Consider the following 26,774-nt stretch of genomic DNA (forward strand, 5'->3'; position numbering starts at 1 on the left):
TGAAGTCGGTGGATGCGCGGCGCCCGATCCGGTGTCGGGAAACGCCGAGAATGCGTCCCTGGAGACTGACAGGATCCGAACAGATAAGGCGCCGTGGCGGCATCGATGCCGCCACAGGGTCCGGCCCCGGACGCGGCACCGCTCCCATTTTTCGCAGCTGCTGATCGGCAAGCCATGATTCCAGCTAGGCGTCATGCCTGTGGACCACGCAAAACCCCCAGGCCTTCGCAGGTCTGGGGCCGGCATCACGCCGCGCTACTCCTGCCGGCCGGGGTCCACCGAGATCAACCGGGTGACATCCAGTAACGCGGCCGGCAGATGCATGCCGCCCGGTGCGACCAGATAGCGCGGACGCCAGGTCGGTGCGAACTTCGATTTGAAGCGGCGCAAGCCGCTGAAGCCGTAGAAACGCTCGCCGTGGCGCGCGACCAGGCCGGCAAAACGATTCCAGCGGCCCGCCAGGCGATGCTCGGCCAGGCCCGACAGCGGCGCCATGCCCAGCGAGAAACGCGTATAGCCATTGGCGCTGCCCCACAGGAACAGTTCGATGAACAGGAAGTCCATCGTGCCCTTGGGCGCCTGCGCGCTATGCCGCATCAGATCCACCGACAGCTCGCCGCCAGCCGGCGCCCACCACACATTGGCGAAGGCGACGATGTCCCCGTCGGCCTCGGCCACCGCCACCGGGAAGCGGCGCAGATACGCTGCATCGAAGCTGCCCAGCGAGAAGCCTTTTTCTTCGCCGGACTTTTCTTCCAGCCATTGTTCGGACACTTCCGACAGGCGCGGCAAGACCTCGTCCACCTGCTCGGGCTGCAGCATGCGGAAGGTCAGGCCGCCGCGCTTGCCGCGGTTCCAGGCCTGGCGCAGATCGGCGCGGTCGCGGCCTTCCAGGGTGAAACCTTCCAGCGGCACGATCGCTTCCTCGCCCAGCTTGACCAGGGTCAGGCCCATGTCGAGATAGGTCTGCCAGTATTTCTCGCCCACCTGATAGAACACCGGGCGCAGGCCCATGCGGTCGGCTTCTTCGCGGAAGCGCCAGATCAGCGCGCATGCCACCTCGGGCGGGCCGACCGGGTCGCCCATCGAGATCAGCGAGCCGCCGTACCGTTGCATCATCACAAAGCCGCGGCCCTGCTCATCGAGCAGGAACGCCTTGTCGCCGGTCAATGCCAGGCAGGCCTGGGTGTCGGTGCCGCTGGCCAGGATCGGGGCCAGGGTCTGCAGGGTCTGTGCACTGGCGGCCGGCAGCGGGCGGCGCCCGCCACGCAGCAGGCGCGCCATGCCGAACACGATCACGCCCATGCTCAGGATCAGCGCAGCACGTAGCGCACGCGGCGCATTGGCCGAAGTGGCGAATTCCCACCACAGGTCGTTGCTGTATTCCACATGGCTGTAGACGAAGAACAGCAGCCAGAACGTGGCCACCAGCACCAGGCCCAGATTGCTCAGCCACCGCCACGACCAGGCTTCGTCCAGCAGCGCGCCCTGGCGATAGAACTCGCGGCGTGCCGCCCATAGCGCAACCGCCGCCAACGCCGCCGACAGCGACACCGAGATATGGCTGCCGCGCAACAGCGACAACGGCGGCAGCAGGATGCACACACCCAGTGCCAGCACCCACGCCGCATGGCTACGGCGCTGCAGGCCCTGGCCGATCAACAGCAACAACATGCCGCCCAGGCTGACCAGCAGATGCGAGGTTTCGATCAGCGGCAACGGCGCCACTTGCTGACGCGCACGCGGTGTGGGCAGCGTGCCGTCGATCACCAATGCCGCACCGACTGCGAACACGGCCAGTGCCAGGATCTGCGGCAACCACGGGCGCAAGGCCTTCCACACCGTGCGCGCGGTGCTGGCGCTGGCGCGGACCGGCGCGCCCAGGCCGGAGGCCGCCGCCATCGCCACCGAAATCAGCAGCGGCACGATGTAATAGGTGACCCGGTACGCCAACGCGGCCGCCAGCACCGCCGCAGGGGTGACATGCGGCAACAGCTTGAGCAGGCTCCATTCGAACACGCCCAGGCCGGCCGGGACCGTGGAGATCAGGCCGGCGACCACCGCCACCAGCCAGATGCCGATAAAGCCGAAGTAGCCGGTGCCCGGATCCGGCGGCAGCAGCACGTAGAACGCAGCGGCCGCCAGCCCCAGTTCGACCACGCTCAGCGCGGTGACGCCGAGCACCGTGGAGCGATCGGGCAACCAGAAGCGATGACTCCGAATGCCGAATTCGCGGCCTTGCTTGCCCACCAGCACCAGCATCGCCACATAGCCGAGCAGCAAGGCAATGCCGGCGGCGCGGATGCCGTCTGCGGTGATCGGGAGCGCGCGCGCGGCGGCGTCCGGTTCCAGCATCAGCGCCAGGCCCAGCAGCACCCAGGCGCCGAAGACGAAACCCAGCGTGCTCATCAACACCACCTGGCCGATCTCGGCCAGGGTCAGCCCGACGCTGCCATAGCCACGCAGCCGCACCGCGCCGCCGGTGAGCGCGGCAAAGCCCAGGGTCTGCCCGACCGCATGCGCCATGAAGGCGGTGATGCCCACGCGTGCCGGATGCAGGCGCTTGCCGGTGCGCTTGAGCCCCACCCAGTCGAAACCCACCAGGCAGGCGTAGCTGCTCAAGCCCAGCAGCAGGGTGAGCGCGATCTGCCCGACGCCCAGTGCACGGAACGCCTGGCGGATCTGGCGATAGCCATGGTCGGTGAACTGCGAGGACAGCGCATGCAGCGCCATCGCCAGGATCGCCAGGCTGATGATGACCGGCAGGGCGCGACGCCAACCGCTGGCAGGCGCTTCGGAAGACACGGAGGTATCCGTCATGGGGGCAACGGGATCTGCTGGAAGGGAAGGAAGGTGCATGCACGATGTGTGCCGCGGGTGCGGTGGGTCTGCATGGGCGAGGCGGGTTGAAGGTACATGCAGCGTGCTCGCGTGAGTGCCGTCGAGTGAACCGGTGGCTCGGTCGGGCCGACACAGTGCCGACACGGGACGGCCGGGCGCATCATAGGGCAAAGGCGTACACGCGTGCCGCACAGGATGGAGATGGCAGGGACCGCAGTTGCAAGGCAGACAGGGTGCTGATGCGGACTCCACACCGACGCGGCACCGTCGCGCACGCCGCACCGCCACCTTGGAGCGGCCTGGCTGCCGTGGCCGCCGTGTGGATGGGCGTGGCTTTCATCGGCCTGGTGCTGGCGTTGCAATGGCTACGCGGTGACCTGTGGTGGATCGACGCCCAACTGAGCGCGTATCTGCACGGTCCTTACGGCCTGCTGTTGCGCACGGCCTACTGCCTGTTGGCGGCAGTGATGGCATGGATGGCGCTGGGCCTGCACGACGCGCTCGCGCCGGTCGCGCGCAGCCGCACGGTGGTGGGACTGTTCTGGGCGGCGTCGGCGGGTTTGAGCGCGGTGGCGATCGGCGACAGCTGGATGCCGGAGCTGGCGCCGCACGCCGCACCCATGGTGCATGTGCTGTCGGCAGATGCGACCTTCCTGTGCGTGATCGCTGCGGTGTTGCTGCAGTCGTGGTATTTCCGCCGTGATCGTTTTTGGCGACAGCGCTTCGTGCCGGCGTTCAGCCTGGGGCTGCTCGCATTTGCGGTGTTGCTGTGCCACGTCACGGTGACCGGCGCGCCGCCCGGCATCACCCAGAAGACCGCCATCGTGCTGATCGTGGGCTGGATGGTGGCGGTGGGCGCATGGCTGGCACGGCACGTGCGTGCCGAGGCTGCACGCTCGGCGCATTCGCGGGACAATGCCGGGGTCAATCAACGGTAGGAAGTCTGAAATGGTGCAGCGATTCGATGCGGGTCCGCGGATGTCGGAAATGACCGTCCATGGTGGCGTGTGCTATCTGGCCGGCCAGATTGCCGAGGACACCAGCCAGGACATCACCGGGCAGACCCGCCAGGTGCTGGGCGAGATCGACAAACTGCTGGCGCATGCCGCCAGCGACAAGACCAAGATCCTGCGTGCGGAAATCTTCCTGGCCGACATTGCCGATTTCGACGGCATGAACAAGGCCTGGGACGAATGGGTGCCGCATGGGTTCACCCCTGCGCGCGCCACCGTCGAAGCCAAGTTGGCGCAGCCGGAGTGGAAGGTGGAAATCGTGGTCACTGCGGCAACCGGCTGATCGCATCGGCACGCGCCCAGCGCGGCGCGACCGCGCGGCATCGTGCGCATTGCACGGTGCCGGGTTGCGAAGGCTGCGGTCTGCGATCCCGGGATGGCCAACCGACAGGAGCGCGTCGCCGAGCGTGCCGTCGGCGCGCTCGGCGGTGTATCCCGCAACCTCGATGGGGGAATGCCATCGCAGCCAACCGATTACGAGGTAGCGGTTGGCGTTGCTGGTGCGTGGTCGATCAGCGTTTGACGAAGCGATAGTGCGCCACGCCCCATTCGCGGCCCTGGTCGTAACCGAACAACTCCGCGCATGCCAGCCAGAACATCCGCCAGCGCTGCCACCAGCGCTGCGCATCGTCGCCGTAGGTCTGCTTCAACAGCGGCATGATCTGTTCGCGGTGGCGGTCCTGATTTTCCAGCCAGGCATTGGCGGTTTTTTCGTAATGCTCGCCCGACAGCACCCAACGCTGTTCGATGACCACGTCCTGCTGAAAATGCAGCAAGGTATCGGCCGCCGGCATCAGCCCGCCGGTGAAGAAGTGCCGCCCCATCCAGTTGTCTTCGCCGGCCACCTCGAACGGGTAGGCCAGGTCACGATGGCAGAAGATATGCACGAACAACTTGCCGCCGGGCGCCAACCAACTGCCGACGCGCGCGAGTAGCTCGCGGTAGTTGCGCATGTGCTCGAACATTTCCACCGACACCACGCGGTCGAAGTTACCCGGCGGCAGCGCCAGCGCGTTGACGTCGGCAGTGATGACCTGCACGTTGCCCAAGCCACGCACGCGGCACTGCTCCAGGATATGCGCGCGCTGCGGCCGCGAATTGGATACCGCCGTGATCGTGGCGGCGGGATAGCGCTCGGCCATCCACAACGTCAACGAGCCCCAGCCACAACCCAGTTCCAGGATGCGTTGGCCATCGGCCAGTTCGGCGCGCTCGCCGTACAGCGCCAGCATGCGTTCTTCGGCCGCGTCCAGATCCGGCGTGGTGGCGTCCCAGTAGCAGCTGCTGTACTTCAACCGCTTGCCCAGGCACAGGGTGAAGAACTGCGGCGGCAATTCGTAGTGCTGGCGGTTGGCGGCATCGGTTTCGATTGCGATGGCGCTGGCACGCAGGCTGTCGATGAAGGCGCGCTGGCGCTCGCCGTTGCCGTCGGCATCGTCGCCGCGCTCATCTCGCAGCCGCTGCGCACACAGGCGGCGGATGCCGTAGCGCAGCGCGGCGTCGGGCAGCATGCCGGACTCGGCCAGCCGGGTGGTCAAGGATTCTTCGGGCAGCGAGGAGGGCGGAACGGTAACGGTGGACATACGACTCTCCAGGCGACTCAGGACGAAGGGGGAAGCGGGAAAAAAGCGCTGGTGCTGCGTTGGTACTGCGCATAGTCCTCACCACGCGAGCGCAGCGCCTGCTGCTCGGTGTAGGGAATGCCGGTGAAGCGATACAGGAATACGAACATCACCACCGGCCCCAGCGCAGCCAGGGCAAGCGGCCATGGCCCGGCGCCGACGGCCAGCGCCAGATAGGCGAACCAGTGCACGAACTCGAAGAAATAATTGGGATGGCGCGAATACCGCCACAGCCCGCTGCGGCAGGTGACGCCGCGATTGGCCGGGTCGGCCTTGTGCGCAGACAGTTGCCGGTCGGCCAGTGCTTCGCCACCGACCGCGACTAACCACACTGCGATGGCCAGCGTGCTCCACACGCTCCAGGTCGGAGACGGGTTGCTTGCGGCGGCCAGAAACGGCACTGCAAACAGCACCACGACCGCCGCCTGCGCGAGGAAAAACCCCAGAAATTTGCGTTGGTCGCCGTTCCAGTGCTCGCGCAAGGCACGATAACGGCCATCTTCATGCGGGTCGCCGAACACGCGCACGCCCAGGTGCAGCGCCAGGCGCGCACCCCACACGCCGCCAAGCACCGCCACCAGCACGCGCGGCAGCAGTGCCCCATCGGACATCCATGCGCAATACGGCGCAGCGATCGCCAGGCAGGCAGCCCACAACACATCGACCGGGCCGGCGTTGCCGCTGCGGCGTTGCCACAGCCAACCCAGCACCATCACTCCAGTTGCGAATACGCCCACATGCAGCAGCGGCCAGGCATTCATTGCAGTTCTCCCCTCGGATGCTCGGGCGATGGTCGCGCCAGGCGGCGTGCAGACAGCGACAACACGCCGCAGGCCAAGCCCCAGCCGATACCGACCGCGATCACTGCCTGCAGCGGTGGCGACTGAAATTCCACCGCGCGCCAGCTGCGCTGCGCCAGCCAATACGAAAACGGCCCGAAGATGGCGCCCAGCAGCACTGCCAGCCACGGCCGCTGCATCACCGTCGCCAGCGAATGATTGAGCGTGAGCGCAAAGCCCAGCCACAACGCCAGAATCCACGCCGGCGCCAGCAGCGTGCCCGGCCAGGGCGCGGCGTAGCGGACCCAACCGCCAGCAGCGAGCGTGGTGTCCAGCAGCAGTCCCAACGACAACGCCGTAAGCAACAGCTGCACATCGCCTGGCGCGCGCCGCGACGGCCATAGCTGATACAGCGCAAATAGCGCCAAGACCAGCAGGGTCGGCCAGATGCGCGCCTGCGCGGCCGCGCTGACCGCCACCAGCCACAGCACCTGCAGGCCCAGATAGTTGCCGAGCTGCTTCATGCGTGATCGGCGAGGCCAGGCACGAATTGCGGCGGACGCGCGCCCGGCTTGCTCAACCACAAGTGCACATCGCCGATCGAGCGCTCCAGAAAACCGGCTTCGCAGTAGGCCAGATAGAACTCCCACATGCGGATGAAGCGCTCGTCGTAGCCCAGCGCACGCACCTGCGGCAGTTGCGCCATGAAGCGCTGCCGCCAGGCGCGCAGCGTCAACGCATAGCTCGGCCCGATGTCTTCCAGATGGAACAGGCGCAGATCGCTGGCGCGTGCGATCGCGCCGGTCATCGCCGCCACCGAGGGAATGAAGCTGCCAGGAAAGATGTGGCGCTTGATGAAGTCCACCGAGCGCAAGGCTTGCGCATAACGATGGTCTTCGATGGTGATGGCCTGGATCAGCGCCTCGCCATCGTCAGTGAGCAGGCTGCCGACCTTGGCGAAATAGGTGTCCAGATACTGATGGCCGATCGCTTCGATCATCTCGATCGACACCACCCGATCGTAGTGGCCTTCCAGGTCGCGGTAGTCGCGCAACAGCACGCTGACCCGGTCGCTCAGGCCGGCCGCAGCGATGCGCTGCGTCGCCAGCTCGAACTGCTCGCGCGAGATGGTGGTGGTGGTGACGCGGCAGCCGTGCTCGCGTGCGGCATGCAGGGCGAAGCCGCCCCAGCCGGTGCCGATCTCCACGACATGGTGCTGCGGGCCCAGCCGCAGTTTCTGGCAGATGCGTTCGAGCTTGCGGGTGGCCGCGCGCTCCAGTGCCGCTTCGCCCTGCGCCTCCTCTTCCTCGACGAAGATCGCCGACGAATACATCAGGTTTTCGTCGAGAAACAGGCGAAACAACGGATTGCCCAGGTCATAGTGCGCGGCGATATTGCGTCGGCTGCCGCTGCGGGTATTGCGGGCCAGTGCATGCAGGCTGCGCATCGCCCAACCGCCCAGGCGTGCGGTGCCGGTTTCCATCGCGTCCAGTCGATCGCGGTTGCGCAACAGCAGGCGCATCAGCGCGACCAGGTCGTCGCATTGCCACTGTCCGTCCATGTACGACTCGCCAGCACCAACGCTGCCGTTGAGCGCGGCCTGGCGATAGAACCCTGGGTCGATGACGCGCAATTGCATCTGCAGGGCATGCGCACCACTGGCGTTGCCGAGGGTGGTGACGCCGTCGGCTTCATGCAATTCGAGTTGCCCGTCGCGCAGTTCGCCGAGCGTGGCCAGCAGGCGCTTGCGCAACAGGCGATCCGTCCAGGTCGCCGCACGCGGCGCAGCGGTATCGGGCAGGGACGTGGCGTTCATCGGGGTTCTCGCACAGGCGGATGGGGGTTGTCGTGGACCGGGTTGCCGCGCAGCCACAGGCGCAAGGCCTGCCAGTGGATGGCGACCACCACCTGCACGGTCATCAACGGATAGGCCAGCAGCGTGCGCGCCAGGGTGCGCGCGTTGAGCGGGCGGCGTTGCAGCACCAAGGTCGCATCGAAGCGGCGCGCGCCGCGATCGGCGTTCGCCGCATCGGCATCGTGGCTGCCATCAAGCGTGTGGTCGCCGGCCGCATCCAGCACCTCCATATGCACGCGCAGTTGCGCATCCGGCACGCTGAAGCGCCAGTCGTACTGATGCTGCATGCCCATGAAGGGCGAGACGTGGAAGCGCTTGTCGAAGCGCCAGGCATGCACGTCGCGATGCGTACGTGCCTGCGCAACCGGCAGCACGTAGGTGTGGCGTTGCTGCCAGGGGATATTGGTGATTTCCGCCACGACCCAGCGCAGGCCGTCGTGGCGATCGAAGCAGTAGTAGAAGCTGACCGGATTGAACACATGGCCGAAGTAGCGCAGGTGCGTGAGCAACCGGATCGCGCCCTCGGGGCGTTCGCCGGTGTGGGCCTGCACGCACGCACGCACGGCTTCGTCCAGGGGAGTGTTCGGGTCGCCCAGATAATCGCTGCGACGGAACTGCGCCAGATTGCTGCGTCCCACCGACCACAGCCAGCGTTGCGCAAACACCCGGTCCAGTTCGGACAGGTCCAGGTACATCAAAAACAGCCGATAGCGAAAATCCAGCGGCCTGGGCGCGAAACGACGGTGGCGCACCCAGCCGGTGTAGATCGCGCTGCGCAACGCGCCGGCCACGCGACCGGTGCCGCTGTGTTCGCCGGCAGGCAGCGGTATCGCGTCGGTGTCGGCCTTGCGCAGCAACTGCGTCACCAGTCCACTCCCAGGCCGCGCGCCACGTCCACGCCGCTGCGCAGGCCGTCTTCGTGGAAGCCGAAGCCCCACGCCGCACCGGCAAACCAGGTGTGCTGCACGCCCTGGATGTCGGCCTTGCGCGTCTGCGCGGCGAGGGCTGCGGCGTTCTGCACCGGGTGGCGATAGCGCATGCGTCGTAGCACCTTGTTCGGGTCGATATCGTGGTCGCGGTTGAGGCTGACGACGAATGGCTGCGGCGCATCGATCGACTGCAGCGCGTTCATCCAGTAACTCACCGTGCACGGCGCCCGCGGGTCGGCCGGAACATGCGCATTCCACGCCGCCCACGCGCGGCGGTTGCGCGGCAACACGCTGGCGTCGGTGTGCAGCACGGTGTCGTTGTCCTGATAGGTGATGCCGCCCAGGACCTGCAGTTCGGCCTCGCTGGCATCGCTGAGCAACGCCAGTGCGTCGTCGGCGTGGCAGGCCAGGACCACGTCGTCGAAGTGCTCCTCGCCACACAGGGAGCTGAGTATCACGCCATTGGGGGCGCGTCGGATCGCATGCACGGGTGTGGACAACCGCTCCAGCACCTGCCAGCGGCGACGCAGCGCACGCACGTAGCTGGTGGATCCGCCACGCACCACCTGCCACTGCGGACGGCCGCTGAGTTGCAGCATGTGGTGATTGGCCATGAAGCCGATCAGCTGGCCCATCGGGAAGTCAAGGATGCGCCGCGAGGGCGAAGACCACAGCGCCGAGGCCATTGGCACCAGATGCTGGTCGCGGAACGCATCCGAATACCCATGCCGCTGCAGATACTCTCCCAGCGTGCTGAATTGCTCCTCGTTGCGCAGCACGTCCGGTGCCTGGCGATAAAAGCGGCGCAGGTCCGCCAGCATGCCCCAAAAGCGCGGGCTTAGCAGGTTGCGGCGCTGGCAGAACAGCCCATCCAGGCTGCCGGCGTTGTATTCGAGCCCGCTGCGCGCATCGTGCACGGAAAAGCTCATCGTGGTCGGCTGCGCGGCCACGTCGAGCTCGGCAAACATGCGTGTGAGCAGCGGATAGTGCTGCGGGTTGAACACGATGAAGCCGCTGTCCACGGCATAGCGTTGACCGTCCAGCTGGATATCGTGGGTGTGCGTGTGACCGCCCAGATAATCGGCCGCCTCGAACAAGGTGACTTCGTAGCGGCGCGACAACAGCCACGCTGCGCCCAGGCCGGCGATGCCACTGCCGACCACCGCAACCCTTCCCGTACTCATCGCCGCACCCGCTCGGCGCGTTGGGTAAGCATCGCCGGCATCGGCTTGAGGTCCCACACCAGCCCGACCCATGACATCGCGGTGAGCCCGTACCAGGTGACGTCGTACTCCCACCAGCGCAATCCCTGACGTGCCGAGCCGGGAAAGAAGTGGTGATTGTTGTGCCAGCCTTCGCCAAAGGTGAGCAGTGCCAGCAGCCAGTTGTTGCGGCTGTCGTCGCGGGTATCGAAGCGGCGGCTACCGAAGCGATGCGCCAGCGAGTTGATGGTGAAGGTGGCATGGAACAACGCCACGGTGGAAATCACAAAGCCCCATACCAGCAACTGCGCGCCACTGGTTTTCAACGCGGGCGCGGCAACCGCCAGCCAGTCGCCGAGCAGGTACAGCCCCACCGCCAGCAGCACCGGCATCACGATGTCGAAGCGGTCCAGGAAGCGCAGCTCGGCGAAGCGACGCAGATCGGGTATCACCTCCCAATCGGTACGGAAATTACGCGGGGTCAGGAACCAGCCGGTGTGGCTCCACCAGAAACCGTGTTGCGCCGGCGAGTGGGGATCGCGGCCGGTGTCGGTGTGCCGATGATGATTGCGATGATGCGCGGCCCACCACAGCGGCCCGCGCTGCACGCAGGTCGCACCGATGGCCGCAAACACGAACTGCAGCACGCGCGAGGTCTTGAAGGCGCGGTGCGAGAAATAGCGGTGATAGAACCCGGTCAGCGCGAACATGCGCAGTGCGTACAACCCCACCGCCACGCCCACCGCAAACCAGGAGATGCCCACCCAGATTACCGACAGGCAGGCCAGGTGCAGCGCGATGAAGGGCAGGGCGCGCAGCCAGTCGATGCGATCGGCGCGCGCTTCGTCCAGCGGCTCGTCGGTCTGCGAATCCACCCAGCGGCGCAGGCTGCCGACGCGCGCTGTCAGCCATCCACGGTGGCGTGCGGCAGCGGGCTGAGGCGATGCGGCATTTGGGTCCAGGCCAGTACTCGGCACGCGTGGTTCTCCGTGATTAGTCGTGACCCTTTACGGACGCTGCCGGCAAACGGATGCACCAGGCTGCTTGATGGTCGCATGCGCGCGTGTGCGATTGGGGAATTTGCGCGACAAAATCGCGCACGCGCACACATTGCCAACGCCGCAAGACGTTCGCGCGGATGAGGTTGTTTGTCGGGATTGGTCGTGCGCGGCGACGCCTGCGAGCAGCTCGCAGGCGTCGTCAGGTGCCCTGCGTCAGGGCGCCATTGCCAGTGTGCTGATGCCGCCCTTGGCCACCACGGTACCGGTGGCAACGCCGCCCGGTGCGCCACCCGGTGGCTCCAGCGTGACCGCCAGAATGGCCTCGTTGCTGAGCATGGGCATCAACTGGTCGGGAATCTGCGCGCGACGTGCGCGTTGATCGTCGAAGGTGCCCATCGAATGCGCCTTGCCATCCGGAGTGATCAGCCACACCTCGGGCACCTTGTCGGCGGTCGCGGTGCGATCCAGCGGCGTCACCGTGATGGTGTGCTTGTCGGCATCCATCAAGGCCACGTAGCCGGGGCGGCCGTCTTCGGTGGCCAGCGTGGAGGTCATTGCGATACCGGTCGCCGCTGGTGGTGGCGTGACGGCAGGTGGCGTGACCGGGGTCTGCACCACGGGCCCTGCAACCGGCGGCTGCTCGGGTGCCGGCTGCGTGCGCAGGTTCAATAGCGCCAGCACGCACACTGCTGCGGTGGCCAGGCCACCGGCACTGGCCCAACGCCAGAAGCGCACGCTGTTCCACAACGGCGCCGATGGCGTGCTTGCAGACGATGCCGGCGGCGCAGACGTCACCGCATGCAGCGGCGTATCGAAGCCCAGCGTCTGGCGGACGCGTGCCCAGACCTGCCCTGGCGGCGTGACAGCGGCGATTTCTTCCAGCAACGGCGCCAGGTGTTCCTGCCATTGCGCAACGGCCTGGGCGAATTGACTATCGGTGGCGACGCGTTGTTCGGCTACCAGGCGCTCCTCTGCGCCCAGCAGGCCCAACACGTATTCGCCCGCCAACACATCGCGCGGTGGTTCCTGGTCGATGGGAAAGGGCGTGCTCATCGTTCCAGACATGCCTTGAGTTTGGCCAGGCCGCGACGGATCCAGCTCTTGACCGTGCCAATCGGTGTGTCGGTACGCGCGGCGAGTTCTTCGTAGGTGATGCCATCGAAAAACGCGGTGCGGATCAATTCGCTACGCGGCGGCTCCAGTTCGGCCAGGCAATGGTCGATGCGGTGGCGGGTGCTGGCACGCTCGGTGCGTTCCAGTGGCGAGGCATCGCCGCTGCGCAATTCGCCGGCATCGTCCAGCGCCACGTTACGGCGTTGCGGCGCGTTGGCGCGCAGATGATCGATCGCCTTGTTGCGCGCGATCATCGCCAGCCAGGTGAGCCCGCGCGCACGGGCGGGATCGAACTGACCGGCCTTGTGCCAGATCAGCGTGAACACGTCCTGCAGCACCTCTTCGGCCTCGGCGCGTTGCGGGATCATGCGCAGGCACACCCCGAACAGCTTGGGCGAGGTCTGCCGGTACAGCGCTTCGAAAGCATGCCGGTCACCGCCCGCGGTCGCGGTCAGCAGTCGTCCGGTCTCATCATCGTCGTGGCCAGGAATGGCACTCATGCGGTCGGGCGTTTTCAGGGGTGGGAGCGATGCTACCGGACTGAGCCCGCGGTGTCCTTCACTTACGCTGAAACCACAGCAGCACGGCAGCGAGCAGCAGCAGGATTTCGACGCCTGCCAGCGCAACGGTGGGTGCGGAGACCGGCCACAGGCGCGAGAGCGAAACGCTGCGGAACAGCACGATCGGGACGTAGAACGCCAGTGCGACCACCAGCCCGGTGCGTGGCTGATTGATCCAGGCGAAATAGCCGAACAGGAACGCCATACCCAACTGCAGGCCGCCATAGATGACCAGGTATTCCGATTGCCCGGCCGGCGATAGCTGGGTGTAGCCCACCGCATTTGCGGTCTTGGCCGGCGAGAGCGTGCACCAGATCGCCAACACGACGTAGAGCACTGCATTGATCCAGAGGTAGGCTTTGGCCACGGCGATGCTCCTGTAGGGGAAATGGGTGACCGGGCCGTTGTACGCAACCGCGCGTGGTCGAATGTGAAGGAGCTGCAGGTCGTGCTCACGGTGCGCTACAGCGCTTGATCAATGGCTGCTCGCGTGCCTGACGCAGGTCATCTGCACCGGCGGCCTGCGCAGCGCTGTCCGGAAAAACGATGCGCACATGCGGGTAGCGGCCGCCGTCGTCGCGCAGGTTGCTCACGCCACGGAACTCGAGCAGGCGCTTGTCGGCGAGCGAATAACGGACTTCCAGCGACGGCACCGCCGCGCCGTACCAGGCGTCCAGGCGCAGCCGAAACCGACGCTGGCCGTCTGCATCGCCGATGCGCTCGACACGAAACGCCAGTTGCCGTTGCAGGCTCGGCAGCACGAAGTCCACGCGTTGCGGCGAGGTGGCGAGCGCCTCCCAATTGCTGCGCAGGTATGCATCGAACCCGGCATCGATCACGCGCGGGCCTGCATCGGCGGCCAGCGGCGTGTGTTGTTCGGCCTTGCCGGGCTCCTGCTGAAACATTTCACGCATGCCACCCCGTTGACGCACGCCCTGGCGATAGCCGTCGCGCCCATCGATCAGGCTGAAGTTGGGCGAGCTGCCGCCGCCATCGACCTGTTTGCGCGCAAACGGGCGTCCGTCCGGGCAGCGGTACAGCACCAGGCGTCCGCCATCGTCGAGCAGCCAATGCGACTCGCGATAGCGCAATGCGCCGCTATCGGCATCGAAGGCATCGGCATCCACACGGGTGACCGCTGCGGCACCGAGCGGCACGCCGCCCAGCACCAGCAGCAACAATGGCGGGATCGGCCGGCACACGGTGGTGAACGCGGCAATGGCGGCGGCAAGTGGGCGCATCGGCGGCTTCCTCAATGGGAGTGCCTACCAATACGAGCGCATCCGCAGCACGGATGCGCTCGCCGTGTCAGGACGTTCCTGACTGCATCCAGGATGGCTGGTCAGGCGCTGGCGGCTGAGGGGGGGCATGGCACCCACGGCGCCATCCCTTGCGACCGGATCAGTCGATCGGGTGCAGCACGATGCAATCCACCGGGCACGCCGGCAGGCACAGCTCGCAGCCGGTGCACAGCGGTGCGATCACCGTATGCATGTGCTTGGCGCCGCCGACGATGGCATCCACCGGGCAGGCCTGGATGCATTTGGTGCAACCGATACAGTCGGCTTCCACGATCCAGGCCACCTGCGGTGGCATGTGAGTGCCACGCGTGCGGTCGTAGGGGCGTGCCGGCACGTGCAGCACCTGCGCCAATGCACGTGCGCCGGCATCGCCACCGGGCGGGCAATGATCGACGTCGGCTTGTCCGTTCGCCATCGCTTGCGCGTACGGGCGACAGCCGTCGTAACCGCACTGGCCGCATTGGGTCTGCGGCAGTAGGCGGTCGAGGCGTTCGACCAGATCGGGCGTGGGGGATGACATCGTGATGGGAGTCAATGCAGCGGATCGCCGCGATACCAGCGCTGCTGCGCGAGTGCCAGCATTGGCTTGTCTTCGCGGCTGTCGCCGTAGGCATGCACGCAGTCGTACTGCGACAGTTCGTAGCGCGCATGAATGTGCGCCGCTTTGTGCGGGCCGCAATCGCCGTCGGCATACCGCCCGCTCAGGCGGCCGTCGCTGTGATCCAGCCGGTTGCAGATCAGCGACAGCCCGTGCTGCATGCACCACGGTTGCAGATACAGATCCAGCGACGCCGACACCAGCACCACCTCATGCCCTTGCGCCTGGTGCCAGTCGATGCGTTGCATCATCTCTGCACGCAACACACCCGGCAGTGCGCTGCGCGCGTAGTCCACGCCGTGCGCGGCCATCTCGTCCAGCGCACGGCCGCTGAACACCATGCGGGTCACGCGCGCGCGCAGCGCGGCGGCGGACACCAGGCCCAGCCGGTAGCCCAGCACCCACGGGCCGACCTGCCACTTTGCCGACGCCAGCTGCGCGGGCGTGGCCACCTTGCGCAGGAAGCGCGCATAGGTGTCGCAGGTGGTGATGGTGTGGTCGAAGTCGAACAGGGCCAGGTGCATGGGGGGCGGGGATTGGGGAGTCGGGATTGGGGACTGGTTGAAGGCGCAGTGACTGGTTGTTCCCCTCTCCCGACTGCGGGAGAGGGGCTGCGACAGCGTTGATCTATCTCCCTTCTCCCGCATGCGGGAGAAGGTGCCCCGCAGGGGCGGATGAGGGGGGGCGCCAAGCACTCGTGTCAGATCTCGCTCAACAATCAGCTCTGGCTTTTACGAATCCCGACTCCCCACTCCCGCCTCACCGCACAGGCATGCCCGGCTGCGCACCCGTATCGGCATCCAGCAGCGCCAGCGCGCCGCCGTCGAAGCCGGCCGACAGGATCATGCCTTCGCTGATGCCGAAACGCATCTTGCGTGGGGCCAGGTTGGCGATGAACACCACGCTGCGGCCGACCAGCGTTTCCGGCTCGCCATAGCTGGCGCGGATGCCCGAGAAGATCTGGCGCTTGCCCAGCTCGCCGGCATCCAGCTCGAAGCGCAACAGCTTGTCCGAGCCTTCCACGAATTCGCACACCAGCACCTTGCCGATGCGCAGGTCGAGCTTGGCGAAATCGTCGATACCAATAAGACCTGGATTCGAGACGGAGGCGGGGGAATTGGCCGGCGTAGCCGCTTTTGCATCGGTTTTGGTCGGTGCGGGCTTGGCGGTGGTTGCAGCGGGTGCCGCAGGTGCGGCCATGGTGTCTTTTGAAGCGTCGGTCATGGCGTCGATCAGTTTGGGGTCGATACGGGTGAACAGGGCGACGTAGGGCTGGATCGTATGCGCCGTGAGCGGGCGCTCCACATCTTCCCAGCTGGTCATGGGTGCCGACAAAAAGGCCTCGGCTTCGGCACAGGTGCGCGGCAGGATCGGCTTGAGGCCGGCGACCAGGATGCGGAACAGGTTCAGGCCCTGCGTGCACACCGATTGCAGCTGCGCGTCGGCGCCGTCCTGCTTGGCGATCACCCACGGCTTGGTGTCGTCGATGTACTTGTTGGCCTCGTCGGCCAGTGCCATGGTCTGGCGGATCGCGCTGGCCGCATCGTTGCGCTCATACGCGTCGCGGATCGGCGCCAAGGCGGCGACGAAGCGGTCGTACTGCGCCGGGTCGGGCAGGGTATCGGCCAGCTTGCCGTCGAAACGCTTGCCGATGAAGCCGGCGCAACGGCTGGCCAGGTTGACGAACTTGCCGACCAGATCGGCGTTTACCCGCGCGATGAAATCGCCCAGGTTGAGGTCCAGATCGTCCACGCCGCCGGAGGACTTGGCGGCGAAGTAATAGCGCAGCGCCTCCGGTTCCAGGCCCACATCCAGGAAGGTCCGCGCCATCACGAAGGTGCCGCGCGACTTGGACATCTTGGCGCCGTCCACGGTGAGGTAGCCGTTGACGTGCAGGCGCGTGGGCGCGCGGTGGCCGGTGCCGTGCAGCACCGCCGGCCAGAACAGGCCGTGGAAATTGACGATGTCCTTGCCGATGAAGTGATGCAGCTCGGTCTGCGTGCCGGCGACCAGATGCGCATCGAAATCCTCGCCCATCTGCGCGCACAGCGTCTTGAAGCTGCACAGGTAGCCGATCGGCGCGTCCAGCCACACGTAGAAATACTTGCCCGGCTGGCCGGGAATCTGGAAGCCGAAGTACGGCGCATCGCGCGAGATATCCCAGGCGCGCAGGCCGCCTTCGGTATCCAGCCATTCCTTGAGCTTGGCCTTGACGCCCGGCAGCGCCACATCGCCAGCCAGCCAGTCACGCAGGAAGCCGTCGAAATGGCCGACTTCGAAGAAGAAATGCTCCGAATCGCGCAGCTCCGGCGTGGCGCCGGAAATCACCGACTTGGGCTCTTTCAGCTCGGTTGGCGCGTAGGTGGCACCACAGACCTCGCAGTTGTCGCCGTATTGATCGGCGCTGCCGCAGTTGGGGCAGATGCCCTTGATGTAGCGATCCGGCAGGAACATGCCCTTGGCCGGGTCGTAGAACTGCGCCACCGAGCGACGGCTGATGTGGCCGGCCGCTTCGAGCTTGGTATAGAAGGCTTCGGTCAGTTCGCGGTTCACCGGCGAATTGGTCGAATCGTAGTGATCGAAGGTCACCCCGAACGCGGCGAAATCGCGCTCATGGCTGGCCTGGATGTTGGCGATGAAGGCTTCCGGGGTCACTCCGGCCTTTTCGGCGGCGAGCATGATCGGCGTGCCATGGGTGTCGTCGGCGCAGACGAACCAGGTCTTGTCGCCACGCAGGCGGCGCGCGCGCACCCAGATATCGGCCTGGATATAACCGACCAGATGGCCAAGATGCAGCGGCCCATTGGCGTAGGGCAGGGCGGTGGTGACGAGTGCAGTGCGGGTCATGGCAGGCGTGATGCGGGGGACGGGCGATTATCGCATTAGTCGGGAGCCGGGATTTGGGAATGGGGAATGGGGAATCGGTCAAAGCAGGGCCAGGTTGCCGTGTTGTTGAGGCGCGCAGGCAGTTGGCCGGTTGATGCTGCGTAGTGGCGGCCGGTGAGCGTCATTTTCCCGATCTCGATGCAGTTGCATGTCCTGAACGATACGTACAAAAAAGGCGCCCTCACGGGCGCCTGCTCTTACGATTCCCCACTCCCGATTCCCGGCTACTCACGCACCCAGGTCTGGGTCCGGCCCAGCGCCTCGATGCCCACATAGCCGCGCATCTGCAACTTCTTGCCGCCGTCGGTCAGGGTGACCTTGGCCTTGTAGGTCTTGCCCTTGGCCGGGTCGAGCACCGAGCCGCCGCTCCACACCGCCGTGCCGTCGGGCTTGAGGCCCCACAGGATGGTCATGCCCTTGATCGGCTTGCCTTTCAGTGCGCCGTCGCACTTGTCGCAGGTCGGGTTGGGCCCATGGTTGGACTGCAGGATCTCGACCACCTTGCCGCTCAGCGTGCCGTTGGCGGCCTGTTCGATCTGCACCACCGACTTGGGCTTGCCGGTCTCGTCGTCGATGGTCTTCCAGCGACCCACCGGCGAATCGGCGGCCTGGGCCAGCAGCGAAGCGGCGGCCAGCGGCAACGCCAGCATCAGGGTCTTGAAGGTCTTGCGCATGGTTCCCCTCCCAGGGATTGCTGTGGCCGCCGTCGGCGACCTGATCGCAATGTATACCGTTGGGTATGGTGGGGGAAAGGCAGGGCGTTCAGTTTGAGGAAGGACAACGGGATGCGGCTGCCGTCTGCTCTGCCATGAGGCGCGTTCGCCCGTGCTGGGTGACGATGCGAGAAATTTCCACCTCGCATTCCGGCCCACGCGACAGAATGGTCGCCACATAGTCCTGACCCGTTTCCGGGACAAAGCTGCGACTCACGGTGCATAGCGGCGTGTTCAACACGCAGCGGTTGTCCGTGCAGCCACCCGCCGACAGCGACAGGGTGATCGGCTCGCCTGACCTGACATGTGTTTCAGTGACGTATCGTCCTCCACTGACGGCAACGGGGGGAATGCCGATTTTTTGCCCCGCGCCCGCGCCGAACGGACCTGGCCGCGAGCTTGGTGCAATGCCGGCATCCCGGTTCGTTCCGCCGACGCAGGTGCGGTTTGGATAAAGCATAGGTGCGGGTCGCTCGGTGACCAGGCGAATACGTACACGCAGCCCATCGCTTGGCTCATCGAACGTCGACAAGGAAAGCGCTGCGCTGCGTGTTGCCCCACAGCCGGCCAGAAGCGCCATCATTGCCGCCAAAAGGACACGTTCAGTCCTCATGGCACTCCCCTGACATCGGAACAAATTCCAGATCCGCCGGGGCAACGCCGGTCTTCGCATCGTTGACAATCAGCCGACAGCGTTCGTTATCGTAGAGCTGGCTGGCGACGTAGTGCTCACCAGTCATCGGCGTGAATGACACAAGATTGGTACAGTTGTTGGTGGTCAGGCTTCGACGGCGTGAGTCGAGCGTTTGCACCATTCGTGCGCGCAAGAAGAGCTGCTTGTCGGGGACAACCGAATATTCCTCCCGAGGCTGATTGTTACTCAATTTGCCAAGGACGCCCTTGACCGGAGCAGTCAGCGCGCCCAGAAATCCGCCACGTCCGCCCTTTGCACAACTGGCATCTTCGAAGACATCGAAGTACTGGACTGGCTCGATAGGGATCAGGCTGGGCTTGGTGGGCTTGGCAAGCGTCAAGGTGGCGAGGGGTTCACCAGGTTTCGGCGCGTCATACCGCTTTGGGAAAAGAAAGCCGCAGCCGGCAAGAATGATCGCTACAACGACAACGATGCGCAGGATGAAGTGATACATGCGTGCAATTCCGGCATGGCGTTTATTGGTCTGTGCCGCATCCATGCCTGCGACGACGTTGCGGCGACGTTACGCCTCTCCATCGATAGCGGCCGAGCTACTCCGCGCTTGAGTCACGCGGTCGACACCGCCGCGAGGCGAAGGTCTGCTCTTTCTTGACGGGCGCGACTCTTCCACCGCAGTGGCGGTGACAGCCAGGCAGACGCGCTAGGCAATCTCGTACAACTCCAGTGGCAGCTCATCAGGGTCGGCGAAGAAGGTGAAGCGGCGGCCGGTGTATTCGTCGATGCGGATGTCCTCGGTGATTACGCCATGCGCGTTGAGATGCGCGACGGCCGCGTCCAGCGCTTCGACCCGGAAGGCAAGATGACGCAGTCCGCGCGCTTCCGGGCGGCTGGGCCGCAGTGGCGCGTCGGGGAACGAAAACAGCTCGATCTGGCCGCCGTCGGGCAGCGCCAGATCCAGCTTCCAGGAATCGCGCGGCTGTCGGTAATGCTCAGCGAGCACACGCAGGCCCAGGATGGCGCAATAGAACTGCTTGGAGCGCGCATAGTCGCCGGCGATGATTGCCACGTGGTGAATGCCGGCGAGCATCATGCGGCGTCTCGCACGCGTTGGGGGAGCTGGCGCTGCCCCGCGTCGCTAGCGGCCAGCATGGATGCGCGACACGCGGCGACAGCGGTGGCGATGGCATCTGCGATACGTGCAGGCAGCGAGGATGCATTCCAGCGCTGCATCTGCGCGTAGGTGCGTGTGTGCAAGTCGTGTGGCATGTCAGCGGTCCGGATGAGCAGTGGCGAGGATACCCCCGGGGGTGCCCGGAGCGTGTCGTGCAGACCAGGCTCGACGCGCGCTGGAGCGCATCGAGGCAGAACGCCCCACGCGGTATCGCGGCACGGCATCCCGGGTTGTTGGTGCCACGTCACGACTGGCCAACGCGTGGCTGTGCTCGCCTGCGCATGCATGGCAGGATGCTGGGCCACCGACCCGTCCTGCCGATGCCCGAACCCACCTCCACCGCCGCACCGCAATTCCAGCGCAGCATGCAGGTGCGCCATCTGGTGATGTTGTCGCTGGGCGGGGTGATCGGCACTGGGTTGTTCTTCAATACCGGCTACATCATCGCCAGCACCGGTGCGTTGGGCACGGTGATCGCGTATCTGATCGGCGCGCTGGTGGTGTACCTGGTGATGCAATGCCTGGGCGAGCTGGCGGTGGCGATGCCGCAGACCGGCGCCTTTCATGTGTATGCGGCGCGTTATCTGGGGCCGGCCACCGGGTATGTGGTGGCTTGGTTGTACTGGTTGACCTGGACGGTGGCGCTGGGATCGAGCCTGACCGCGGCGGCGTTCTGCATGCAGTACTGGTTTCCGCATAGCCCGGCGTGGCCATGGTGCCTGCTGTTCTGCGCACTGGTCTTCGGCTTGAATACGGTGTCGGCGCGCTGGTTTGCCGAAGGCGAATTCTGGTTCTCGCTGATCAAGGTGATCACGATTCTGGTGTTCATCGTGCTCGGCGGCGCGGCGGTGCTCGGCCTGTTGCCATTGGCCGATGGTTCGCCGGCACCCGGATTGCGCCACCTGCGCGCCGATGGCTGGTTCGTGCACGGCACGTTGCCGATCCTGATGACGATGGTGGCGGTGAATTTCGCATTTTCCGGTACCGAATTGATTGGCGTGGCCGCAGGCGAAACCGCGCAACCCGCGCGGGCGATTCCGCTGGCGATCCGCACCACGCTGGTACGCCTGGTGGTGTTGTTCGTCGGCACCGTGCTGGTGCTGGCCGCGCTGTTGCCCGCCGAGCAGGCGGCCGTGGACACCAGTCCGTTCGTGCGCGCCTTCGAACTGCTGGGCATTCCGTATGCGGCGGATATCTTGAATGCCGTGATCCTCACCGCGATCCTGTCGGCAGCCAATTCCGGCCTATACGCAGCCGCGCGCATGCTGTGGTCGCTGGCCAACGAAGGCACGCTGCCGGCGCGGTTGGCGCGCTTGACCCGTCGCGGCATTCCGTTGCCAGCATTGGCGTTGAGCATGCTCGGCGGCCTGTTGGCGCTACTCACCGGCGTCTATGCGGCCGATACCGTGTTCGTGGCGATCTCGGCAGTCTCGGGTTTTGCAGTGGTGGTGGTGTGGCTGAGCATCTGCGCCTCGCACTACGTTTTTCGGCGCCAGTTGCTGCGCGACGGCATCGCAGTAGAGACATTGGCCTATCGCGCGCCGTGGTATCCGTGGACGCCGATCCTAGGATTTTCGCTGTGCTTGCTGGCCTGCATCGGCTTGGCATTCGATCCGCAGCAGCGCATCGCGCTGTGGTGCGGTATTCCATTTGTGGCGCTGTGCTACGGCGCCTACGCACTCACCCAGTGGCTTGCGGCCAGGAGACTGCACGCATGACGATACTTCCCCGCCAGCCGCGCGCGGATGCGCCTTTCAGTGCGGCGCTCCAGCACGATGGCTATGTGCTGCTGGATGGCGCGCTTGCCACCGAACTGGAACAACGCGGCTGCGATCTCAACGATGCGCTGTGGTCGGCGCGCGTGCTGATGGAGCAACCGGAGCTGATCTATCAGGTGCATCGCGACTATTTCGCCGCCGGCGCACAATGCGCGATCACCGCCAGCTATCAGGCCACGCCGTTGGGCTTTGCCGCGCGCGGGCTGGACCTGGCGCAATCGCAGGCGTTGATCGCGCGCAGCGTGGCCTTGGCCGCGCTGGCGCGTGCCGATCATCTGCAGACGCAACCGCAGGCCGCGCCACTGTGGGTGGCCGGGTCGGTGGGGCCGTATGGCGCGTATCTGGCCGATGGCTCGGAATACCGCGGCGACTACGCGTTGCCGCTGGCGCAGCTGATGGACTTCCATCGCCCGCGCATCGCGGCATTGGCCGAAGCCGGGGTGGATGTACTGGCCTGCGAGACGCTGCCATCGGCCAACGAGATCGTCGCGCTGCGCCTGCTGCTGGAGGAATTTCCGCAGCTGCATGCGTGGTTCTCTTTCACCTTGCGCGATGCCGCGCACCTGAGCGATGGCACGCCGCTTGTGCACGTAATTCCGGCGCTGGATGCCTGCGTGCAGGTGGTCGCGGTGGGGATCAACTGCATCGCGCTGGATCGGGTCACTGCCGCATTGCAGAGCCTGTCGGCGCTGACCGCCTTGCCGCTGGTGGTGTATCCCAATTCCGGCGAGCACTACGATGCTGGCGACAAGCGCTGGCATGCCGGCGATGCGCCCGCCGCCAACCTGGCCGACCAGCATACGCAGTGGCTGGCCGCAGGCGCGCGGCTGATCGGCGGGTGTTGCCGCACCACACCGCGCGATATTGCCGCGTTGGCGGACGCGCGTCTGCTGCGCTGAGCGCGACCGGCAAGCGAGCGTGCTCAGGTCAGCCGGATGCGCTCTTGACGGCATGCCGCCTGTCGCGCTCGCTGTTCGCGGGGCATGTTGACCGCTGCAGGTCTGCTCACCCTTTTTGCGTGGCGATCCAGCGCTGGATCTTGTCCTGCAGGATATCCAGCGGTACCGAGCCGTCCTTGAGCACTTCGGTATGGAAGGCACGCACGTCGAAGCGCGGCCCCAGCTCGCGCTGCGCCTGCTCGCGCAGCTGCATGATCTTCATTTCGCCCACCTTGTAGGACAGCGCCTGGCCGGGAATGGCCATGTAGCGGTCTACCTCGGCTTCGGCATCGGCGCGGGTCATGGCCGAGTTGTCGAGCATGTAGGCGATCGCCTGGGTGCGGGTCCAGCCCTTGCTGTGCAGGCCGGTGTCGGTGACCAGGCGAATCGAGCGCCACAGCGCGTTCTGCAGGTAGCCGTAATAGTTGTAGGGGTCCTGGTACAGGCCCAGCTCGCGCCCGAGCGATTCGGCGTACAGGCCCCAACCCTCGATATACGCAGTCTCGCCACCCAGGCGGCGGAACTTGGGCAGATCGGTGAGCTGTTGCTGCAGCCCGAGCTGGAAGTGATGGCCGGGAATGGCCTCGTGCAGATACAGGCTCTCGGTCTCCCAGGTCTTGCGCGAGTCCAGGTCGGAGGTGTTGACGTAGAACACGCCCGGCGTGCTGCCATCGCCGCTGGGGCGCATGTACGAGCCGCTGGCGGCCGCCTGCGCGCGCTGGGGTTCCACCGCGCGCACTTCCAGCGCCGGCATGCCCTGGGTATTGAACAGGCGCGGCACTGCGCCCTGCACGCGTCCCTGCAGGCCACGGTAGTACCCCAGCAGTTCGGTCTCGCTGCGGAAGCTGAAGCGCTTGTCGGTCTGCATGAACTTGTAGAACTTGGGCAGGTTGCCGCGGAACCTGACCTGCTTGGTCAGCGCGGTCATCTCGCCCTGCAGGCGCGCGACTTCGTCCAGCCCGATCTGATGGATCTGGTCCGGGGTCAGGTCCGAGGTGGTGCTCTGGCGCACGTCGTAGGCGTACCAGGCCGCGCCGTTGGGCAGCGCCGCCAGACCATCGGTGTCGCGGCAGGCCGGCAGGTATTCGGTGGCGATGAAGCCGCGCAGCGCCCGATAGGCCGGCATGATGCGCACTTCGATCATGCGCTTGTATTCGGCGGTGATGCGTTGCTTGTCGGCGTCTGGCATGTCTGCCGGCAGGTTACGCACCGGCCCCCAGAACAGGCTGTCTTCGGCGGTGCGGGCGATGATCGCGTCCAGCTGCGGCAGCACTTTCTGCATCAGTACCTTCGGCTGCACCACGCCGGCCTGCATGCCGGCCCGCATGTTGGCGATGGCCTGGTCGAACAGCTCCGGGATGCCGAGCGCACGCCGCGACCAGTTGTCGTAGTCCTTGACCGTCTTGAACGGCTGCGCGCCGGTGCCGGAGCCCAGCACCACCGCGATGCTGGCGATGTTGTAGAACTGGTTGATCGGCAGCATCCAGCTGGGGAACTGTTCGGCGGCCAGTGCGCTGCGCGCATCGCGCACGAAGATCTGGTAGCTCAGCAGGTCCTGCCCGCTCAGGCCGTCCGGCCCCAGCGCCTCGGCCTTGCCCAGCCACAGCACGGTGAAGTCGTGCGACTGCTGCCGGAATGCCGGCGACAGGAAATTGGGCAGCTGGTCGTTGTAGCGGGTCTCGCCCTGGAAGGTGGCCTGCAGCGGGTTGAGCTTGAGCGAGGCATCCCAGTACTGGTCGTAGAGCAGGTTGAGCTGCTGCGCCTTGGTCAGCACCACCGGCGCGGCAACCGCGCGCGGCCTGACCTTGGCGGCTTTGGCACCTTTGGCAGACTTCGCGCTCTTGGCAGCCGGCTTGGCGGTCTTCTTGGCTTTGCCCGCCTTCGCGCGCGTTTGCGTGGTCTGTGTCTTGGCGGTCTTCTTCTTGGCCGCATCGGCGGGCGCTGCCAGCGACAGGCTCAACACGGCGGCAAGGGCCAACGACAGCAGGCGGGAAAAGCTAAGGGGCATTACCAGCTCCGGAAACAAGCGAGCGGGGAGCTTGCCCGATCCGCACCGTTCAGGCCACCCATCTGCTGCACGTGGCGCGCCTGCAATTCATCAAGGCCGCATCGCAGGGTGGCGAGCCCGGCCCAATGCTGCAGTGCGATAGTCTTGGCGGCATGCAGACGGATGAATCGACGTGTGGCACGCAGGTGCCCGTCCAGGGAGGCCAGGGATTCTGGCGCGACCCTGGTTTGCCCTTCGTTGAAATACGTCATGTGGTCAACAGCCGTACGCTCTGTTATGCCCCGCATACGCACGAGCAATGGTCGGTGGGCGCGATCGATCGCGGCTCGGCGCACTATCGCAATGGGCGTGTGCGCGCGCAGATCAACGCGCAGTCGCTGACCCTGATCAATCCTGGCGACGTGCACGCCTGCAACCCGGATCAGCAGCAGGACTGGTCGTTTCGCATGCTCTATCTGGACGTGGCTTGGCTGCGCGAGCAACAACACGCGCTGGGCCTGACGCCTACTGCGGATGTGCACATGCTGGCAGCGCCGCTCTGCCGGTCACGGGACGCGTATGTCGCGTTCGACCGCATGCATGCGGTGCTGCTGGACGGTGATGCCGATGCACTCGCCCGCGAAAGCGCGCTGATCGCGTTCGTGGCCCGCCTGCATCTGCAGGTGGAGCCGGCGAGCCGTCCGGTTGCGATCGATACCGGGCCGATGCGGCAGCTGGCGGAGTATCTGCAGACCCATCACGCACGCGCGGTGTCGTTGCGCGAACTGTGCGAGGTGGCCGGCATGCCGGCGCCGCGTCTGATTCGCGGGTTCCGCCACGCGTATGGCCTGACCCCGCATGCCTACCTGCAGGATTGCCGTTTCCAGCGTGCGCGGGCGGCCCTGCGCCAGGGCGAGGGGATTGCCGAGGTCGCTTATGCGCACGGCTATGCCGACCAGGCGCATCTGCAACGCAGTTTCAAGCGGGCCTGGGCGGTGACACCGGGCCGCTATCGCAGTGCCGGCGGCCATTCCAGCAACAGATAGACCGCGCTGAGCACCAGCATGCCGGCCAGCAGCCTGTTCAATCGCCGCAGCTGGTGCGGCGTGTGGACGTGCCGCCGCAACACCGTGCCGGCCAGCAACCAGCACGCCAGCGAGGGGTAGCAGATGAGCGCATACACCGCGGCAAAGCCGGCCAGTTGCGTGGTCCCTTGTGTCGCGTACAGGGCCACGCCGGAGGTTGCCGCCAGCCAGGCCTTGGGGTTGAGCCACTGCATCGCCGCACCGGTCCAGAACGAGGTGCTCTGGCGCGGTTTGGCGGCGTCGATGACACCATCGTCGCGCACCAGGCGCCACGCCATGTAGAGCAGAAACGCCACCCCGGCCAGCTGCAATGCGCCCCCCAGCAGCGGCCAGCGCACCAGCACATGCTGCAGCCCGAGGCCGATCACCAGCAGCAGCGCAACGAAGCCGACGGTGGCCCCGATCACATGGGTATGCCCAGCACGCGCACCGGCTGTGGCACCGGTGCTCAGCGCGACCAGGTTGACCGGCCCGGGGGAAATCGAGCACACCAGGGCGAAGCTGGCCATTGCGACAACATGGTCCATTGCGCGGAGTCCGTAGCGGGGCGCAACAGCATGGCCAGCGGTCGCGCTGAGGGATTGAACAAAATTTCGATGGACGTCGGGGGCCGTCTCCGAGTGACCGGCCTAGCGAGTGAGCTGCGGTGGTGCATCGTGCGCAGGAGCGCAGCGGCCACGCTCGTGTGGCGAGATTGCCCGAGCGTCAGCCACCTCCGCCTGGCCATCGCAACGCCGGCCAGGCCAC

General features: G+C 66.0%; 27 protein-coding genes. 5 read left to right on the forward strand and 22 right to left on the reverse strand.

Annotated features, from left to right (window positions below; translation table 11 throughout):
* Window positions 1–255: 255 nt before the first annotated feature.
* Window positions 256–2,820 (reverse strand): bifunctional lysylphosphatidylglycerol flippase/synthetase MprF, encoded by a 2,565-nt coding sequence (mprF, locus tag GGR62_RS00410; protein WP_184405800.1) that lies wholly within the window; start codon window positions 2,818–2,820, stop codon window positions 256–258.
* A 68-nt stretch (window positions 2,821–2,888) separates the two neighbouring features.
* Between mprF and GGR62_RS00415 the strand changes: the two genes are divergently transcribed.
* Together GGR62_RS00415 and GGR62_RS00420 are read left to right on the forward strand one after the other, a co-directional pair.
* Window positions 2,889–3,779 (forward strand): DUF998 domain-containing protein, encoded by an 891-nt coding sequence (locus tag GGR62_RS00415; RefSeq protein ID WP_260305328.1) that lies wholly within the window; start codon window positions 2,889–2,891, stop codon window positions 3,777–3,779.
* Between the two features lie 10 nt (window positions 3,780–3,789).
* The gene (locus tag GGR62_RS00420) at window positions 3,790–4,137 is read left to right on the forward strand and encodes a RidA family protein (RefSeq protein ID WP_184405805.1); all 348 of its coding nucleotides are present in this window, start codon (window positions 3,790–3,792) and stop codon (window positions 4,135–4,137) included.
* 229 nt (window positions 4,138–4,366) lie between these two features.
* Here the strand turns inward: GGR62_RS00420 and GGR62_RS00425 are convergent, their stop codons facing one another.
* From GGR62_RS00425 to GGR62_RS00510, 18 genes are all read right to left on the reverse strand, one after another.
* The gene (locus GGR62_RS00425; protein WP_184405807.1) at window positions 4,367–5,437 is read right to left on the reverse strand and encodes a cyclopropane-fatty-acyl-phospholipid synthase family protein; all 1,071 of its coding nucleotides are present in this window, start codon (window positions 5,435–5,437) and stop codon (window positions 4,367–4,369) included.
* 17 nt (window positions 5,438–5,454) lie between these two features.
* On the reverse strand, window positions 5,455–6,237 hold the full coding sequence (locus GGR62_RS00430) for a DUF1295 domain-containing protein (RefSeq protein WP_184405810.1): 783 nt from the start codon (window positions 6,235–6,237) through the stop codon (window positions 5,455–5,457).
* Complete coding sequence (locus tag GGR62_RS00435) at window positions 6,234–6,779, reverse strand: DUF2878 domain-containing protein (RefSeq protein WP_184405813.1); 546 nt, start codon at window positions 6,777–6,779, stop codon at window positions 6,234–6,236. Before GGR62_RS00435 ends, GGR62_RS00430 begins: the two co-directional genes overlap by 4 nt.
* The gene (locus tag GGR62_RS00440; protein WP_184405816.1) at window positions 6,776–8,071 is read right to left on the reverse strand and encodes a cyclopropane-fatty-acyl-phospholipid synthase family protein; all 1,296 of its coding nucleotides are present in this window, start codon (window positions 8,069–8,071) and stop codon (window positions 6,776–6,778) included. The genes GGR62_RS00435 and GGR62_RS00440 overlap by 4 nt, the downstream gene beginning before the upstream one ends.
* Entirely contained in the window at window positions 8,068–8,979 is a 912-nt protein-coding gene (locus GGR62_RS00445) for a DUF1365 domain-containing protein (protein WP_184406309.1), read from the reverse strand. Before GGR62_RS00445 ends, GGR62_RS00440 begins: the two co-directional genes overlap by 4 nt.
* Window positions 8,973–10,223, reverse strand: coding sequence for an FAD-dependent oxidoreductase (locus tag GGR62_RS00450; protein WP_184405818.1), 1,251 nt, complete (start codon window positions 10,221–10,223; stop codon window positions 8,973–8,975). Before GGR62_RS00450 ends, GGR62_RS00445 begins: the two co-directional genes overlap by 7 nt.
* Window positions 10,220–11,218 carry a fatty acid desaturase gene (locus GGR62_RS00455; protein ID WP_184405821.1) on the reverse strand — a complete coding sequence of 333 codons (999 nt, stop codon included), beginning with the start codon at window positions 11,216–11,218 and terminating at the stop codon, window positions 10,220–10,222. Before GGR62_RS00455 ends, GGR62_RS00450 begins: the two co-directional genes overlap by 4 nt.
* A gap of 237 nt (window positions 11,219–11,455) precedes the next feature.
* On the reverse strand, window positions 11,456–12,295 hold the full coding sequence (locus GGR62_RS00460; RefSeq protein ID WP_184405823.1) for an anti-sigma factor: 840 nt from the start codon (window positions 12,293–12,295) through the stop codon (window positions 11,456–11,458).
* Window positions 12,292–12,855, reverse strand: a complete 564-nt coding sequence (locus GGR62_RS00465; protein ID WP_184405826.1) for a sigma-70 family RNA polymerase sigma factor — start codon at window positions 12,853–12,855, stop codon at window positions 12,292–12,294. The genes GGR62_RS00460 and GGR62_RS00465 overlap by 4 nt, the downstream gene beginning before the upstream one ends.
* 58 nt (window positions 12,856–12,913) lie before the next feature.
* Window positions 12,914–13,282, reverse strand: a complete 369-nt coding sequence (locus GGR62_RS00470; RefSeq protein WP_184405828.1) for a DUF4345 family protein — start codon at window positions 13,280–13,282, stop codon at window positions 12,914–12,916.
* Window positions 13,283–13,367: 85 nt separating this feature from the next.
* Complete coding sequence (locus GGR62_RS00475) at window positions 13,368–14,156, reverse strand: hypothetical protein (RefSeq protein ID WP_184405830.1); 789 nt, start codon at window positions 14,154–14,156, stop codon at window positions 13,368–13,370.
* A gap of 160 nt (window positions 14,157–14,316) precedes the next feature.
* Entirely contained in the window at window positions 14,317–14,736 is a 420-nt protein-coding gene (gene rnfB, locus GGR62_RS00480; RefSeq protein ID WP_184405833.1) for an Rnf electron transport complex subunit RnfB, read from the reverse strand.
* An 11-nt stretch (window positions 14,737–14,747) separates the two neighbouring features.
* The gene (locus GGR62_RS00485) at window positions 14,748–15,338 is read right to left on the reverse strand and encodes an HAD family hydrolase (protein ID WP_184405835.1); all 591 of its coding nucleotides are present in this window, start codon (window positions 15,336–15,338) and stop codon (window positions 14,748–14,750) included.
* A gap of 235 nt (window positions 15,339–15,573) precedes the next feature.
* Entirely contained in the window at window positions 15,574–17,661 is a 2,088-nt protein-coding gene (metG, locus tag GGR62_RS00490; protein ID WP_184405837.1) for a methionine--tRNA ligase, read from the reverse strand.
* Between the two features lie 263 nt (window positions 17,662–17,924).
* The gene (locus GGR62_RS00495) at window positions 17,925–18,374 is read right to left on the reverse strand and encodes a DUF2147 domain-containing protein (RefSeq protein WP_184405839.1); all 450 of its coding nucleotides are present in this window, start codon (window positions 18,372–18,374) and stop codon (window positions 17,925–17,927) included.
* A gap of 88 nt (window positions 18,375–18,462) precedes the next feature.
* Window positions 18,463–19,026 carry a hypothetical protein gene (locus GGR62_RS00500; protein WP_184405841.1) on the reverse strand — a complete coding sequence of 188 codons (564 nt, stop codon included), beginning with the start codon at window positions 19,024–19,026 and terminating at the stop codon, window positions 18,463–18,465.
* Window positions 19,016–19,561 carry a hypothetical protein gene (locus GGR62_RS00505; RefSeq protein WP_184406310.1) on the reverse strand — a complete coding sequence of 182 codons (546 nt, stop codon included), beginning with the start codon at window positions 19,559–19,561 and terminating at the stop codon, window positions 19,016–19,018. Before GGR62_RS00505 ends, GGR62_RS00500 begins: the two co-directional genes overlap by 11 nt.
* A gap of 207 nt (window positions 19,562–19,768) precedes the next feature.
* Window positions 19,769–20,158, reverse strand: a complete 390-nt coding sequence (locus tag GGR62_RS00510; protein ID WP_184405843.1) for a VOC family protein — start codon at window positions 20,156–20,158, stop codon at window positions 19,769–19,771.
* Window positions 20,159–20,559: 401 nt separating this feature from the next.
* On the opposite strand from GGR62_RS00510, the gene mmuP reads away from it, so the two are divergent.
* Both mmuP and mmuM read left to right on the forward strand, forming a co-directional pair.
* Window positions 20,560–21,957 carry an S-methylmethionine permease gene (mmuP, locus tag GGR62_RS00515; protein WP_184405845.1) on the forward strand — a complete coding sequence of 466 codons (1,398 nt, stop codon included), beginning with the start codon at window positions 20,560–20,562 and terminating at the stop codon, window positions 21,955–21,957.
* Window positions 21,954–22,916: a homocysteine S-methyltransferase gene (gene mmuM, locus GGR62_RS00520; protein ID WP_184405847.1), complete on the forward strand. Its 963-nt coding sequence runs from the start codon at window positions 21,954–21,956 to the stop codon at window positions 22,914–22,916. Before mmuP ends, mmuM begins: the two co-directional genes overlap by 4 nt.
* A 106-nt stretch (window positions 22,917–23,022) precedes the next feature.
* Here the strand turns inward: mmuM and GGR62_RS00525 are convergent, their stop codons facing one another.
* Complete coding sequence (locus tag GGR62_RS00525) at window positions 23,023–24,963, reverse strand: DUF885 family protein (protein WP_184405849.1); 1,941 nt, start codon at window positions 24,961–24,963, stop codon at window positions 23,023–23,025.
* Complete coding sequence (locus GGR62_RS00530; RefSeq protein WP_184405851.1) at window positions 24,963–25,214, reverse strand: hypothetical protein; 252 nt, start codon at window positions 25,212–25,214, stop codon at window positions 24,963–24,965. The genes GGR62_RS00525 and GGR62_RS00530 overlap by 1 nt, the downstream gene beginning before the upstream one ends.
* Between GGR62_RS00530 and GGR62_RS00535 the strand changes: the two genes are divergently transcribed.
* Window positions 25,215–25,988 carry an AraC family transcriptional regulator gene (locus GGR62_RS00535; RefSeq protein ID WP_184405853.1) on the forward strand — a complete coding sequence of 258 codons (774 nt, stop codon included), beginning with the start codon at window positions 25,215–25,217 and terminating at the stop codon, window positions 25,986–25,988. It abuts the gene before it with no gap.
* Here GGR62_RS00535 and GGR62_RS00540 read toward each other — a convergent pair.
* Complete coding sequence (locus tag GGR62_RS00540; RefSeq protein ID WP_184405854.1) at window positions 25,952–26,554, reverse strand: LysE family translocator; 603 nt, start codon at window positions 26,552–26,554, stop codon at window positions 25,952–25,954. The two genes, GGR62_RS00535 and GGR62_RS00540, sit on opposite strands and share 37 nt — an antisense overlap.
* Between the last annotated feature and the right edge of the window lie 220 nt (window positions 26,555–26,774).

The sequence above is a fragment of the Xanthomonas sp. 3075 genome, from assembly GCF_014197275.1.
In the GTDB taxonomy this organism is placed as follows: Bacteria; Pseudomonadota; Gammaproteobacteria; order Xanthomonadales; family Xanthomonadaceae; genus Xanthomonas; species Xanthomonas campestris_B.

What these genes read in the sequence shown, in the direction of transcription:
- mprF (WP_184405800.1), bottom strand. Translation starts at nt 2,820, where the DNA reads ATGACGGATACCTCCGTGTCTTCCGAAGCGCCTGCCAGCGGTTGGCGT.
- GGR62_RS00420 (WP_184405805.1), top strand. Translation starts at nt 3,790, where the DNA reads ATGGTGCAGCGATTCGATGCGGGTCCGCGGATGTCGGAAATGACCGTC.
- GGR62_RS00425 (WP_184405807.1), bottom strand. Translation starts at nt 5,437, where the DNA reads ATGTCCACCGTTACCGTTCCGCCCTCCTCGCTGCCCGAAGAATCCTTG.
- GGR62_RS00430 (WP_184405810.1), bottom strand. Translation starts at nt 6,237, where the DNA reads ATGAATGCCTGGCCGCTGCTGCATGTGGGCGTATTCGCAACTGGAGTG.
- GGR62_RS00435 (WP_184405813.1), bottom strand. Translation starts at nt 6,779, where the DNA reads ATGAAGCAGCTCGGCAACTATCTGGGCCTGCAGGTGCTGTGGCTGGTG.
- GGR62_RS00440 (WP_184405816.1), bottom strand. Translation starts at nt 8,071, where the DNA reads ATGAACGCCACGTCCCTGCCCGATACCGCTGCGCCGCGTGCGGCGACC.
- GGR62_RS00450 (WP_184405818.1), bottom strand. Translation starts at nt 10,223, where the DNA reads ATGAGTACGGGAAGGGTTGCGGTGGTCGGCAGTGGCATCGCCGGCCTG.
- GGR62_RS00460 (WP_184405823.1), bottom strand. Translation starts at nt 12,295, where the DNA reads ATGAGCACGCCCTTTCCCATCGACCAGGAACCACCGCGCGATGTGTTG.
- GGR62_RS00465 (WP_184405826.1), bottom strand. Translation starts at nt 12,855, where the DNA reads ATGAGTGCCATTCCTGGCCACGACGATGATGAGACCGGACGACTGCTG.
- GGR62_RS00475 (WP_184405830.1), bottom strand. Translation starts at nt 14,156, where the DNA reads ATGCGCCCACTTGCCGCCGCCATTGCCGCGTTCACCACCGTGTGCCGG.
- rnfB (WP_184405833.1), bottom strand. Translation starts at nt 14,736, where the DNA reads ATGTCATCCCCCACGCCCGATCTGGTCGAACGCCTCGACCGCCTACTG.
- GGR62_RS00485 (WP_184405835.1), bottom strand. Translation starts at nt 15,338, where the DNA reads ATGCACCTGGCCCTGTTCGACTTCGACCACACCATCACCACCTGCGAC.
- metG (WP_184405837.1), bottom strand. Translation starts at nt 17,661, where the DNA reads ATGACCCGCACTGCACTCGTCACCACCGCCCTGCCCTACGCCAATGGG.
- GGR62_RS00495 (WP_184405839.1), bottom strand. Translation starts at nt 18,374, where the DNA reads ATGCGCAAGACCTTCAAGACCCTGATGCTGGCGTTGCCGCTGGCCGCC.
- GGR62_RS00500 (WP_184405841.1), bottom strand. Translation starts at nt 19,026, where the DNA reads ATGAGGACTGAACGTGTCCTTTTGGCGGCAATGATGGCGCTTCTGGCC.
- GGR62_RS00505 (WP_184406310.1), bottom strand. Translation starts at nt 19,561, where the DNA reads ATGTATCACTTCATCCTGCGCATCGTTGTCGTTGTAGCGATCATTCTT.
- GGR62_RS00510 (WP_184405843.1), bottom strand. Translation starts at nt 20,158, where the DNA reads ATGATGCTCGCCGGCATTCACCACGTGGCAATCATCGCCGGCGACTAT.
- mmuP (WP_184405845.1), top strand. Translation starts at nt 20,560, where the DNA reads ATGCCCGAACCCACCTCCACCGCCGCACCGCAATTCCAGCGCAGCATG.
- mmuM (WP_184405847.1), top strand. Translation starts at nt 21,954, where the DNA reads ATGACGATACTTCCCCGCCAGCCGCGCGCGGATGCGCCTTTCAGTGCG.
- GGR62_RS00525 (WP_184405849.1), bottom strand. Translation starts at nt 24,963, where the DNA reads ATGCCCCTTAGCTTTTCCCGCCTGCTGTCGTTGGCCCTTGCCGCCGTG.
- GGR62_RS00530 (WP_184405851.1), bottom strand. Translation starts at nt 25,214, where the DNA reads ATGACGTATTTCAACGAAGGGCAAACCAGGGTCGCGCCAGAATCCCTG.
- GGR62_RS00540 (WP_184405854.1), bottom strand. Translation starts at nt 26,554, where the DNA reads ATGGACCATGTTGTCGCAATGGCCAGCTTCGCCCTGGTGTGCTCGATT.